Raw genomic sequence first — 13033 nt, forward strand, 5'->3', positions numbered from 1 at the left:
TGGCGAGCTAGCCTCCTCCTTTAGAAATCGTTCTACAAAGGATGGCGTGTGACGAGCGGACGGGTGACGATCGCCGACGTGGCCAGGCGAGCCGGGGTTTCCACGGCCGCCGTGTCCAAGGTGCTGCGCGGGGCCTACGGCGTGAGCGCGGAGATGCAGGCCAAGGTGACGCAGGCCATCGACGAGCTGGGCTACCGCCCGCACGCCGCGGCCCGCGCCCTGCGCGGACGCACCTACACCCTCGGCGTCATGCTCTCCGACACCCGCAACCCGTTCTTCCCCGACATCATCGAGGGCGTCACCGGCCGGCTGAGCGGCACCGAGTACCAAGTGCTGCTCGGACCCGGCGGGATCGAACCCAAGACACAGGCCAGAATGACCAACGCCATGATCGACCGGAGCATGGACGGGCTCATCCTGATCTCGCCGGTCATGACGGATGCCGAACTCGCCGCCATCGCGACGGCCACCCCCGTCGTCGTGGTCGGCAGGCACGGCGGCGCCGCGGCCTACGACGCGGTCGTCGACGACGACGTGATGGGGGCGAGGCTCGTGGTCGACCACCTGGTCGGGCTCGGGCACACCCGGATCGCGCACATCACCCACCTGGAGCGGGCCCGCGTCCAGGGACTGCCGCACACGGTGCGCGCCGAAGGCTACCGCCAGGCGATGCGCGCCCACGGATTCGCCGGCGACGTGCTGGCCACCTCCTTCACCGAGGAGGGTGGCTTCGAGGGCGCGCGGGAACTGCTCGCGCGCGACGACCGGCCCACCGCCATCTTCGCCGGCGCCGACATCGCCGCGCTCGGCGTGCTGCGCGCCGCCGACGAGGCGGGACTGTCGGTGCCGGAGGACCTCTCCGTCGCCGGATACGACAACATCGGCATCGCCTCGCTCAAACGCATCTCGCTCACCAGCGTCGACCAGGACGGGCACGTGATCGGGGCGACGGCCGCGAGCCTGCTCGTCGAGCGCATCGAGGGACGCACGCGGTCGGTGACGTCGTCGGTGTCGCCCACACTGGTCGTCCGCGGAACCACGGGACCGCCTCGACCCTGAGAACCAGCCGCACGTCGGGGGACTGCCGCGGGCCACGCATCGAAACGGTGTGGCTGCAGCAGGCCATGCATTAAAACGTTTCGACCGCTGGGTCGTGCGTTGAAACGAGCTGGCTGCTGGGCCGGGCGTTGAAACGTTCTGACCGAAGTGGCCGGGCGTTTGAACGCTCTGGCTGTAGCCGGCCAGGTGTCACGCGCCTCGGCCGCCGGGTCGTGACCTTGGACGTTCTGGTCGTGGCGGGCCAGGCGTCGAAACGCTCTGGCCACTTGGCCAGGCGTGGAAACGCTCTGGCTGCTTGGCCGGGCGTTGCAACGATCCGGTTGCCGGGCCGGGCGTTGAAACGTTTCGGCCGTATCGGGTCAGGCGGTTGAACGCTCTGGCTACTACGGGCCATGTGTTAAAACGATTTAATGGAAGGACCCCCCACGTGAGACGACTCGCTCTCCTCGCCCTTCTCCTCCCGCTGGTCGCGCCCGCGCAACCGGCCTCCGCCCAGACGGCCGCTCTGGCCTGTCCCGTCAGGGTCGACCCCGCCGCGTTCGCCTCCGAGGCCCGCCTGAACACCCTGGCCGAGCAGCAGGAGGCGTTCGGCCCCAGGCCGACCGGCTCCGCCGCGCACACCGCGTACGTCGACTGGGTGGAGGACGAGATGGCGGCCATCCCCGGCCTCCAGTTCTCCTCCCTGCCCTACGCCATCGACCGCTGGGACAGCCTCGGCACCGGACTGACCGTCGGCGGTACGGCGGTGCCGGTCGCGGCCCCGGTGCCGTTCTCCGCCTCTGCCGGCGTCTCCGCGCCCCTCGTCCACCTGCCCGCGGGCACGAACATCACCGCGGCCAACGCCGCCGGGAAGATCGTCGTCCGGGACCTGCCGTGGACCAACGTGCCCAACCTGCTGTTCTATCCGCCCACCCTCGGCTACTCCATGTACGACCCGGCCATGACGATCAACCTGCTCGGCTCGGAGTCGATGGAGGCCCCGGCCGCGGCCGACGCCGACCTCAAGGCGGCCGCCGCCGCGGGCGCGGCAGGCGTGATCGAGGTCAGCCAGCTCCCGCATGCCCAGATCCAGGGCATGTACGCGCCCTACGAGGGCCTGCCGTACGGCGTGCCAGGGGTGTACGTCGGCGCCGACCAGGGCAAGCAGATCAAGGACGCGCTGGCCGCCGGGCAGCCGGTCCAGGCCGCGCTGACCGTGAACGCCGCCTGGACGCCGACGACGACCCGCACCCTGCTCGCGACTCTCCCCGGCGGGAGCGCGCAGAAGATCGTCGTGGAGAGCCACACCGACGGCATGAGCCCGGTGTGGGACAACGGCCCGCTCACCATGATCGAGATGGCCCGCTACCTGGCGTCGCTACCGCTGGAGTGCCGTCCGCGCACCGTCCAGTTCGCGTTCGTGACCGGCCACCTCTACCAGCACCTGACCGGCCCGAACGTCCGCGAGGGCGGCGCGGGCCAGCTCGCCGCCCAGCTCGACGCCGAGTACGACCAGGGTGGGGTCTCCTCCGTCGTCGTGCTCGAACACCTCGGCGCCAAGCGGTACGACGCGGTCGCCAGGCCGAACGGCCTGCCCGGCAAGCAGCTCGTCGCCAGCTCTTCCCTGACCGAACTGCTCTGGGTTCCCGTAAGCGAGAGCACGCCACTGCGCGAACTGGTCAAGGGGCACATCCAGTACTGGGATGTGCAGCGCACCGCGATCCTCAAGGGCCTGTCGGCGGCCGACCTCGCCACGGTGCCGCACCACTGCGGCTTCGGTGGCGAAGGTACGCCGTACAACCAGCACCTGCTGCCCGTCATCGCGCCCATCGCCGCGCCCAAGACGCTGTTCTCGCCGCAGTTCGGCACCGAGGCGATCGACCTGCCGGTGATGCGCAAGGCGTCGCTCGCCTTCACCGACGTCGTGCTCGACCTCGGCCCGATGCCCCAGTCGGCCGTCGCTGGCGACGTCACCGCCATGCGCCAGCAGCGCGCCTCCGGCACACCGGGGTGCGCATGAGCCCGGACAGTCTGGGGTCTGACGGTCTGGGGTCTGACGGCCTGGGGTCCGACAACCTGCGGTCGGACAGAGTGAGACCGGACTGCGTGCGCCTGGACGGGGTGGGGTCGGGCGGGGTGCGCGTCGACCGGAGGGCGCTCGTGCGCCGGCACGCCATCATCGACGCCGGTTGCCCGCTCACCGTCGGCAACGGGGAGTTCGCCTTCACCGCCGACGCCACCGGCCTGCAGACCTTCGCACCGCTGGGCACGCAGGCGCAGTGGGGCTGGCACACGATGCCCAACTCCAAGGGTCACGTGCTGGAGGACGCGTTCACCGATTACGACGGGGTCGGCTATCCGGACCTGTACCCGGCCACCGAGGCGGGCGGCTGGCTGCACGTGAACCCGCACCGCCTGCATCTCGGCCGGATCGGCCTCGACGCCGACGAGACCGCTCTGCTCGGCCGTTCGGCGCAGACCCTCGACCTGTGGACCGGCTTGTTGTCCAGCTCCTTCGAGCTGGGCGGCCGGCCGTACGAGGTGGAGACGGTCTGTCACCCCGAGCGGGACCTGCTGGCGATCCGCGTCGCGGGCGGGGGGATCAGGATCGCCTTCCCCTACGCCAGCGACGGCTGGCACACCACCGCCGACTGGGACAGTCCCGGCAGGCACACCACCACGCACACGCAGGACGGCTCGCGCGCGGACTTCACCCGCATCCTGGACGAGGACCGCTACCACGTGGCCGCCGAATGGACGGGATCGGCGCGGATGACGTCGCCCGGCGCCCACGTGTACGTGATCGAGGGCGACGAGCTGGAGCTCGTCGTGGAGTTCGCCCGTCATCCGGTCGGTGGCGCCCTCCCGTCCTTCTCCCGGGTCCGTACGGCTGCCGCCGCCCACTGGGCGAGGTTCTGGAGCGGCGGGGGAGCGGTGAGCTTCGACGGCAGTACGGACCCTCGGGCACCGGAGCTCGAACGAAGGGTGGTGCTCTCGCAGTACCTCACGGCGGTCAACTGCGCGGGCACCACCCCGCCGCAGGAGACGGGGCTGGCCGTCAACTCCTGGAGCGGCAAGTTCCATCTGGAGATGCACTGGTGGCACGCCGCCCACTTCGCCCTGTGGGGCAGGCCGGAGCTGCTGGAGCGGAGCCTGCCGTGGTATCGCTCGATCCTGCCGCGGGCCAGGGCCACGGCCCGGCGGCAGGGGTTCCGCGGCGCCCGCTGGCCTAAGCAGGCGGGGCCGGAGGGCAGGGAGAGCCCGAGCGAGATCGGCGCCTTCCTCGTCTGGCAGCAACCGCACCTGATCTACTTCGCCGAGCTGCTCCGCCGGGTCCGTCCGGGGGCGCTGGAGGACTACCGGGACCTGGTGTTCGAGACGGCCGAGTTCATGGCCTCGTTCGCGGCCGGCGGGCATCTGGGGCCGCCGCTGGTCCCGGCGCAGGAGTCCTACTACGAGTCCAGGCGGGTGGTGCGCGATCCCGCGTTCGAGCTGGCCTACTGGTGGTGGGGGCTGGAGACGGCCCAGCGGTGGCGGGGGCTGCTCGGCCTGGATCCCGACCCGGAGTGGGCGCGGGTCATGGACGGTCTGCCGAGGCCGCTGGTGCGCGACGGCGTTTACGCGGCCATCGGCGTGGAGCCGTACACGATCAGGACCGACCACCCCTCGATGACCGGCGCGCTCGGGTTCGTGCCGCCCACCCCGCTGATCGACCCCGAGATCATGCGGGCGACCCTGCACGACGTGCTCGCCGACTGGGACCTGGAGAGCACCTGGGGCTGGGACTATCCGATGCTCGCCATGTGCGCGGCCAGGCTCGGGGAGCCCGACACCGCTGTGGACGCGCTGCTGATGGACGTCCCGAAGAACACCTACCTGGCCAGCGGACACAACCACCAGTGGCCCGAGCTGCTGCCCCTCTACCTGCCGGGCAACGGCGGGCTGCTGGCCGCCGTCGCGCACATGGCGGTGGCGGGCTGCTTCCCGGAGGGCTGGCGGGTTCAGGCGGAAGGGGTGGCCGCGATGCCGTGAGCAGCGTGACTGTTTCGGGCGGATGGGGCGGTCACGATGCCGTGAGCAGGGTGACCGTGTAGTGGAAGAGGTCGCCGGCCGACGCCGTCAGCGTGGCCACGCGGCCCTCACGCACCTCCGCGGCGATGAACTCGGTGCTCCCGTAGACGATCAGGCGGGGCACCGCGGCACGCAGCGGCGGCAGTGCGGGATCCTCCTGCCTGGCCCGCGCGGCCAGCGCCTCGAGCATGTCGAGGAAGGGCCGGTAGGCGGCTGCACGCTGCTCGACGGCCCGCTCGCCCGCCCTCGGCAACTCCACGAAGTACGCCTGCGCGTACTCCGGGCGTTCCTGCCACCACCGCAGATACGCGTCCAGCCCCAGCCGGAGCGCCTCGCTCCAGTGGTCGCCCGCCACCGACGCGGCCGCGCGGATCGAGTCGATCATCTCGGGCAGGTCGCGCTCGCATCCGGCGAGGAAGCACGCCTCCTTGTCGGCGAACTGGGCGTAGAAGGCGTTGCGCGAGACCCGCGCGGCGGCGATCACGTCCGGCACGCTCGTGGCGGCGTATCCGCGCCGCGCGACGAGCCTCAGCATGGCCTCCACGAGCCGTTCCCGCTGGGAGGCGCGCACCGTGTCGGGGGAGAGCCCGTGCCGCCCCCTGGGAAGCGGCTGGGCCGCCCGAACTTCCTTCTGTTCATGTCTTGACATCGCTTCCCGATCGTACTTCCCTCTCTTGGGAGACGTTCACGTCTCCAAATAATCCACGAGGTGACCATGGAGAACTTCACCCGCCGACAGGCGCTGCGGGCAGGGGCGCTCGGCCTCATGCCGGCCGGATTCCTGTCGTGGGCCAGCGAGGCGAACGCCGCCTCCACCATCGAAACGATGTATCAGGCGGCGGGCCCGTGGCCGGTCGCCACCGGCGTCTCGGGCGGCCACCGGCTCCACTACCCGCAGACCTTGGGCGCCGGCGGCGTCACCCACCCGATCGTCACCTGGGGCAACGGCTCGTGGGCCACCCCCGACCACTATCCGGGACTGCTCGGCCACCTCGCCTCGTGGGGTTTCGCGGTGGTCGCCTCCACCGACACGACCACGGGCACCGGCGCCGAGATCCTCGCCGCCGCCCAGCACCTCATCGGCCTCAACACCGACCCCGCCAGCGTCTTCCACGGCAAGCTGAACACCGCCCAGGTCGCCGCCGTCGGCCACTCCCAGGGCGCGGGCGGATCCATCAACGCGGCCAACGACTCCGCCGGGCTGATCAAGACCGTCGTGCCGATCGCGGTGCCCGCGCAGTGGATGGCCAGTCCGGGAGACGAGTTCTCGGTCGCCGATCTGACCTGCCCGGTGCTCTTCCTCAGCGGCGCGAACGACTGGCTGATCTCCTCGGCCGCGACCGTGCAGGGCTACTACGACCAGGCCGCCGCCGGAGCGGGAAAGGCGCTGCTCAAGGGCGCCGGGCACAACGATGTCCAGAACACCGGCGGAGGCTTCCTCGGCTACGTGACCGCCTGGCTGAGGTACCGCCTCATGGCCGACACCCAGGCCCGCGGCGCGTTCGCCGGCAGCGCCCCCGAACTCCCCGCCAACACCGCCTGGCAGAACCAGGCACTCAAGAACCTCACCTAGGAGAACCACCATGGCGGATCTGACGCGGCGTGGGCTCCTCGCCGCCGGCGCGCTCACCCTGCTCGCCGGATGTGGCAAGGACCAGCCCCGGCAGCAGGCCGCGGACGGCAGGCCACAGGGCACGGTCAACGTCTGGCTGCACGGCTCGCAGGACACCGGCCGGCAGTTTCAGGAACTCGTCCACCGCTACATGGCGGAGACCCAGGTCGACGTGCGGCTGCTCTATCTCCCCGTGGGCCAGCTCGACGCCAAGCTGCTGACCGCCTTCAGCGGCGGCGCCCCGCCCGACGTCTTCAAGATCGGCCACTGGAGCTTCCCCGCGCACGCCAAGAAGAACCGGCTCGCGCCCGTCGACACCAAGGCGCTCCCGCTGCGGAACTACGAGCCGGGCACCATCACCCCGCTCACCTACCAGGACGTGCCCTACGGCGTGCCCATCGACTTCAACCCCTGCCTGCTCTACTACCGCAAGGACCGCTTCGAGGAGGCCGGGCTCGACCCCGCCAAGCCCCCATCGACCTGGGAGGAGATCGCCGAGTACAGCGCCAAGCTCACCACGAAGGACCGCAGACGGGTCGGCCTGCAGTGGCTCTACGGCGACCCGCAGTGGGCCCTCATGATGCTGACCGCGCTCATCAAGGGCAAGGGCGGCTCATTCCCGTCGCTCGCCACCGAGCAGGGACTCAACGCCCTGACGTACATGTCGAAGATCGGCAACCCCAAGCTCTCCAACCCGCTGGGCGCGCTCGGCCTGTTCTACTCCGGCGAGGCGGCCATGGTCGTCAGCGGCGCCTTCCTCGGCCCGGCGCTGGAGAAGCTGGGCAAGGACAAACTCACCTTCGGCAAGCAGTACGGCGTCGCCCCCATGCCCGCCTGGGCCGGCGGCACCTCCGTCGTGCCCGCCTACACCTGGGGCTGGGGCGTGGCCAAGGACTCGCCCAACCAGTTCACCGCCTGGCACCTCGTCAACTACCTGCAGGGCGCCCCGTCGGTGACCGCCAACCTCGACAACGGCATCATCATCCCGGCCAAGGGCTGGCGCGAGGCCGGGCCGCGCGGCAAGTCCGAGATCATGAAGATCGTCGCCGACAGCCTCCCGCACGTCGACTTCGGCCCGATCATCCCCGGCACCCTCGAACTGGCCAAGGCCGCGGCCAGTGCCGTGGACTCCGTCGCCCACGGCAAGGCGACCCCCGCCCAGGCCGCGGCGGCCTTCGACACCACCGTGCGGCTGATCCGATGAGAACCCGCCCCCAGGCCACGGCGGGTGTGGCGCTGACCCTCCCGGTGGCCGTCTTCTTCGTCGTGTTCTGGCTGGTCCCGTTCCTCTCCGCCATCTATCTCAGCTTCACCGACTACGAGATGGCGGGCACGCCCAACTGGATCGGCCTGGCCAACTACGAGCGCATGTTCGCCGATCCCGGCTTCCTCAACTCGGCGTGGATCACCGTCGTCTACACGGTCTGCACGGTCGTCCCGACGATCGTGCTGGCCCTGCTGGTGGCCGTGCCGCTGAGCAAGCCGGGACGGCTCAACCGCTGGCTCAGGGCGCTCGTCATGATCCCGGCCGTGATGCCGCTCGCCGCCACGTCCATGGTCTGGGTGATCATCTACTCCGACCGCGGCCTGGCCAACACGCTCCTCAGCCTCGCCGGGATCGCCCCGCAGTCCTGGCTGGCCAGCTCCGACCTGGCCATCTGGGCCCTGGTCGTGATGGTCGTCTGGAAGAGCATGGGCCTGTTCGTGATCATCCTGACCGCCGGGCTGCAGGCGCTGCCCGGCGAGGTGTACGAGGCCGCCGCCATCGACGGCTCAGGGGTGGTGACCACGTTCACCCGGATCACGCTTCCGCTGCTGCGCAGGACCCTGCTGTTCGTCCTGGTCATCTCGGTGGCCGGATCGATGCAGGCGTTCGTGCCCGCCTTCCTGCTCACCGGCGGCGGGCCCGCCGACGCCACCCAGGTGCTGCCGTACTACATCTGGGCCAACGCCTTCCCCTACGAGCACATGGGCTACGCCGCCGCGATGGGCATGGTGCTGCTCGCCGCCATGGTGATCGTCTCGGCGCTGCAGTTCGGGTTCCTGAAGGGCGGCGAGGCATGAGAGTGCTGCGCGCCGCCTGGCTGATCGTCGCGGTCGGGTTCATGCTGCTGCCGGTCTACGTCATGCTCGTCGTCGCCTCGGCGCCCGACGACACCGACCTGCGCGGGCTGGTCTTCAACGGCTTCCACCTGCCCGAGAACGTCGGGCGGCTGTTCGGCGCGGGCAACCTGCCCACCTATGTGCGCAACAGCCTCATCCTGTGCGTAGGCACCGCCGCCCTGGACGTGATCTTCTCGGCCGCCGCCGGATACGCGATGGCCCACCTGTCCTTCCCCGGCCGCCGCGTCCTGTTCGCGCTGGTCGTCGGCACGCTCGCGCTCACCCCGATGGTCCTGGTCATCCCGGTCTTCCTCATCGTGAAGGAACTCGGCTGGGTCAACACCTTCCAGGGCATGATGGTGCCCGGCATGATCAGCGCGTTCGGCGTCTTCCTGGTGCGGCAGTTCGCCCTCGGCGTTCCGAAGGAGCTGCTGCTGGCCGCGCGGGTCGACGGCGCGGGGGAGTTCCGCATCTTCGCCCGCATCGCCGTACCGCTGCTCAAGCCCGCGCTCATCACCCTGTTCCTGGTGCACTTCCTCGCGCAGTGGGACAACCTCCTGTGGCCGCTGATCGTGGCCAACGAGCAGGAGCTGTGGCCGTTGCCGGTGGGGCTGGCCAACTTCCAGAGCGAGGCCGGCGTCACCTATCACCTGACCACCACCGCGGCACTGGTCACCGCCGTGCCGCCGTTCATCCTGATGGTGGCGCTGCAGCGCTACTACGTGGCGGGGCTCACCTTCGGAGGGCTGAAACGATGATCCCGGACACCGCCCGGATGATGGCGTGGATCGAGACGGTCACCTCGCGCGGCATCAGGCGTCCCGGCTATCCGGCCGACGACTGGACCGCCGCGTGGGCCGCCGAGCGCTTCACCGAGTTCGGGCTCCACGACGTACGGCTGGCGCCGGTCGAGTTGCCCTTCTGGCGGCCGGTGACGGCCTCCCTGGCGGTGCGCCCGGACACCGGGCCGTCTCGGGGCGTGCGGGTGGCCGCGTCCGCCCTGCCGTACACCACGCCGAAGGCGGTCGTCAGCGCGCCGGTCAGCCGCGAGGTCGTGCCGGGCGCGATCGTCGTGCCCGAGTACGCCTTCACCGAGCTGCCGCAGTCCTACGTCAGGGACCTGGCGACGGCCGTGCACGACCCAGAGGGCGTCTTCGGCGAGCTGGTCCAGACGCTGCCGTTCCAGCTCGACTACCTCGACGTCATCCAGGGCGTCATGGACGGCGGCGCCGCCGCCTTCGCGGGGGCGCTGACCGGGGTGCCGTGGGAGACACGCGACTACTACGTGCCCTACGACGCCGTGCACCGCGACCTTCCGGCCGTCTGGCTGTCGGGCGGCGACGCGCGGCGGGTGCTCGACCTGGTCGACGCGGGCCCCTGCACGGGCACGCTCACCGTCGAGGCGGAGACGGGCCCGGCCGTCTCGCACAACGTGATCGGCACGCTCCCCGGCCGCTCCGACCAGTGGGTGATCATCGGCTCGCACCACGACGCGCCCTGGGCCTCGGCCGTCGAGGACGCCTCGGGGATCGCGCTGGTGCTGGCCGCCGCCCGCTACTGGGCGGGCGTGCCCGAGCGGGACCGGCCGCACAACCTGATCTTCCTGCTGACCGCGGGCCACATGGCGCACGCCGCGGGCACCCGGGCCTTCATCGAGACCCACCGCGACCTGCTGGGCGACGTCGTTCTCCAGCTCCACCTGGAGCACGCCGCCCGGCGGTGCGTGGTCGTGGACGGCGAACTGGCGCCCACCGCCGACCCGGAACCCCGCTGGTGGTTCACCACGAGGAAGCCGGAGCTGGAGAGCCTGGTGGCCGGCGCCCTCGTCGCGGAGGACCTGAGACGCTCGTTCGTGCTGCCGCCGGACGTGTTCTCCCCGATGCCGCCCACCGACGGGGCCTTCTTCCACCCGGAAGGCGTGCCGCTCGTGCACTTCCTGTCGGCTCCCATGTACCTGTTCGACTCGGCCGACACCCTCGACAAGGTGCACGAGCCCAGCCTCGAGCCGCTCACCAGGGCGGCGATCAGAATCGTCGAAGGGACGGCCGGATGGCGCCGGGCATGATCGTGCGAACCACTGCCGGGCTGGTCGAGGGCATGGTCGAGGAGGGCGTGCTCGCCTTCCTCGGCGTGCCGTACGCCGCCCCGCCCTTCGGCGAGCACCGCTTCGGCGCGCCCGTCCCGCCGCTCCCGTGGGAGGGCGTACGGCCGGCCGTCACGCGCGGCCCCGCCGCCCCGCAGGCGGCGGGCGAGGACATCGGCCTGTACGCGCCCGACGTCTTCGAGACCGGCGAGGACTGCCTCAACCTCGACGTGCGCACCCCCTCGCTGAGCGGGGCCGGGCTGCCCGTCCTGGTCTGGATCCACGGCGGCGCGTTCTCCATCGGCGGCAACGGGGCGGCCTGGCACCAGGGCCACCGCTTCGCCCGCGACGGCGTGGTCTGCGTGGCCGTCAACTACCGGCTCGGCTTCGAGGGCTTCCTGGCCTTGGAGGACGCCCCGCTCAACCGGGGTGTCCTCGACTGGCTGGCCGCGCTGGAATGGGTACGCGACAACATCGCGGCCTTCGGCGGCGACCCCGGCAACGTGACGATCGCCGGGCAGTCGGCGGGCGGCGCCGCCGTCGCGACCCTGCTGACGATGCCCCGCGCCGAGGGGCTGTTCCGGCGGGCGATCGTGATGAGCGGCTCGGCCAATCTGGTCGCCACCGAACAGGAGGCGCGCGGCCACGCCAAGACGCTCGCCGCCCGGCTGGGGATCCCCCCGACGCGCTCCGCCTTCGCCCGGCTGACCCCTTCGGAACTCGTCGCCGAGCAGCCGCCGCCGCTGGCCGGCGACTCCGGCGGGCTGAACGCGTCGGTGCCGGTCAAGCCGGTCGTCGACGGCGACCTGATCCCGGCCGTCCCGCTGGCCGCCCTGCCCGCGAGCGCGCACCTTCCGCTGCTGGCCGGCTGCACCTCACAGGAGGCCGACGTGTTCGTCCGCCGCATGGCCGCCGACGTGGACGAAGCCTCCGCGCAGGCCGTGCTCGACCACCTCGGCGTCCAGGGCGAGCCCGGCCTCACGCCCGCCGAGCGCGTCGGACGCGCCTTCACCGAGCACCTGTTCACGCGCGAGACGCGCTGGATCCGCGAGGCCAGGCCCGCCTACGCCTACGAGTTCCGGTGGGAGTCGCCGGTCGAGAGCCCGGTCGGCGGCGGACGCGTGGGCGCGGTGCACAACCTCGACCTGCCCTTCGTCTTCGACGTGCTCGACGCGCCCGGCGTCGCACGCACCGCGGGGCCGGGCGCGCCGCAGGCGCTCGCCGACGCGATGCACGCAGCCTGGGTGCGCTTCGCCCGCACCGGCGATCCCGGCTGGCCGCTCGGGCACACCATGATCTTCGATGGAGGTTTCTGACATGCTGTCCTACTCGAGCGCGGTGGCGTCACACCCGCTGCTGGGCGAGACGATCGGTGCGAACTTCGAGCGTACGGTGGCCCGTTTCGGCGGTCGCGAGGCTCTGGTGGACGTGCCCGCCGGCCGCAGGTGGACCTACGCCGAGCTCGACGCCGAGGTGAACCGGCTGGCCGCCGCTCTGATCGCCCGGGGTGTGGCCAAGGGTGACCGGGTGGGCATCTGGGCGCCCAACTGCGCGGAATGGGTGATCGTCCAGTACGCCACCGCGAAGATCGGCGCGATCCTGGTCAACGTCAACCCCGCCTACCGCGCTCACGAGCTCGCCTATGTGGTCAGGCAGTCGGGCCTGCGGCTGCTCATCAGCGCGCCGGCGCACAAGGGCAGCGACTACCGGGCGATGATCGGCGAGATCGGGTTCGGCGAGACCGTCTACCTCGGCGACCCGAGCTGGGAGGACCTGCTGGCCCTGCCCGCGGACCCGGCCGCGGTCCGGGCCCGGATGGCGTCGCTGAGCGCCGACGATCCGATCAACATCCAGTACACCTCGGGCACGACCGGTTTCCCCAAGGGGGCGACGCTGTCGCATCACAACATCCTCAACAACGGCTTCTTCGTCGGTGAGCTGCTGGGCTACACCGAGGCCGACCGGGTCTGCCTGCCGGTGCCCTTCTACCACTGCTTCGGCATGGTGATGGGCAATCTGGGCGCCGCCTCGCACGGGGCGTGCGTGGTGATCCCCGCCGCCGGGTTCGCGCCGGAGGCGACGCTGCAGGCCGTGCAGCAGGAGAGGTGCACCGCGCTGTACGGCGT

Annotated in this window: 11 protein-coding genes; 10 read left to right on the plus strand and 1 reads right to left on the minus strand. The window is 71.2% G+C overall.

The annotated features are described in order from the left end of the window. The first annotated feature begins 48 nt into the window (after window positions 1-48). The 3 genes from FVE25_RS19290 (at window position 49) to FVE25_RS19300 (ending at window position 5070) form a co-directional block, all read left to right on the plus strand. The gene (locus FVE25_RS19290; protein ID WP_157248335.1) at window positions 49-1059 is read left to right on the plus strand and encodes a LacI family DNA-binding transcriptional regulator; all 1011 of its coding nucleotides are present in this window, start codon (window positions 49-51) and stop codon (window positions 1057-1059) included. A 427-nt stretch (window positions 1060-1486) separates the two neighbouring features. After that, window positions 1487-3058, plus strand: coding sequence for a hypothetical protein (locus FVE25_RS19295; protein ID WP_157248336.1), 1572 nt, complete (start codon window positions 1487-1489; stop codon window positions 3056-3058). Window positions 3059-3129: 71 nt separating this feature from the next. Continuing rightward, window positions 3130-5070, plus strand: coding sequence for a hypothetical protein (locus FVE25_RS19300; protein WP_219825561.1), 1941 nt, complete (start codon window positions 3130-3132; stop codon window positions 5068-5070). A gap of 31 nt (window positions 5071-5101) precedes the next feature. On the opposite strand, the gene FVE25_RS19305 is transcribed toward FVE25_RS19300, so the two are convergent. Continuing rightward, a complete protein-coding gene (locus tag FVE25_RS19305; protein WP_157248337.1) occupies window positions 5102-5758 on the minus strand; it encodes a TetR/AcrR family transcriptional regulator in 657 nt (218 codons plus the stop codon). Window positions 5759-5824: 66 nt separating this feature from the next. On the opposite strand from FVE25_RS19305, the gene FVE25_RS19310 reads away from it, so the two are divergent. The 7 genes from FVE25_RS19310 to FVE25_RS19340 form a co-directional block, all read left to right on the plus strand. After that, a complete protein-coding gene (locus FVE25_RS19310) occupies window positions 5825-6682 on the plus strand; it encodes a poly(ethylene terephthalate) hydrolase family protein (protein ID WP_157248401.1) in 858 nt (285 codons plus the stop codon). A gap of 10 nt (window positions 6683-6692) precedes the next feature. After that, a complete protein-coding gene (locus FVE25_RS19315) occupies window positions 6693-7925 on the plus strand; it encodes an extracellular solute-binding protein (RefSeq protein WP_157248338.1) in 1233 nt (410 codons plus the stop codon). Continuing rightward, complete coding sequence (locus FVE25_RS19320) at window positions 7922-8785, plus strand: carbohydrate ABC transporter permease (protein WP_157248339.1); 864 nt, start codon at window positions 7922-7924, stop codon at window positions 8783-8785. The genes FVE25_RS19315 and FVE25_RS19320 overlap by 4 nt, the downstream gene beginning before the upstream one ends. Beyond that, on the plus strand, window positions 8782-9582 hold the full coding sequence (locus FVE25_RS19325) for a carbohydrate ABC transporter permease (RefSeq protein ID WP_157248340.1): 801 nt from the start codon (window positions 8782-8784) through the stop codon (window positions 9580-9582). Before FVE25_RS19320 ends, FVE25_RS19325 begins: the two co-directional genes overlap by 4 nt. After that, complete coding sequence (locus FVE25_RS19330) at window positions 9579-10889, plus strand: M28 family metallopeptidase (protein WP_157248341.1); 1311 nt, start codon at window positions 9579-9581, stop codon at window positions 10887-10889. The genes FVE25_RS19325 and FVE25_RS19330 overlap by 4 nt, the downstream gene beginning before the upstream one ends. Beyond that, window positions 10886-12223: a carboxylesterase/lipase family protein gene (locus FVE25_RS19335; protein ID WP_157248342.1), complete on the plus strand. Its 1338-nt coding sequence runs from the start codon at window positions 10886-10888 to the stop codon at window positions 12221-12223. The genes FVE25_RS19330 and FVE25_RS19335 overlap by 4 nt, the downstream gene beginning before the upstream one ends. After that, on the plus strand, window positions 12210-13033 hold an 824-nt coding region (locus tag FVE25_RS19340), incomplete at its 3' end, for an AMP-binding protein (protein ID WP_246267165.1). The genes FVE25_RS19335 and FVE25_RS19340, both read left to right, overlap by 14 nt.

Origin of the sequence: Nonomuraea typhae (genome assembly GCF_009760925.1) — a bacterium.
Classification (GTDB): domain Bacteria; phylum Actinomycetota; class Actinomycetes; order Streptosporangiales; family Streptosporangiaceae; genus Nonomuraea; species Nonomuraea typhae.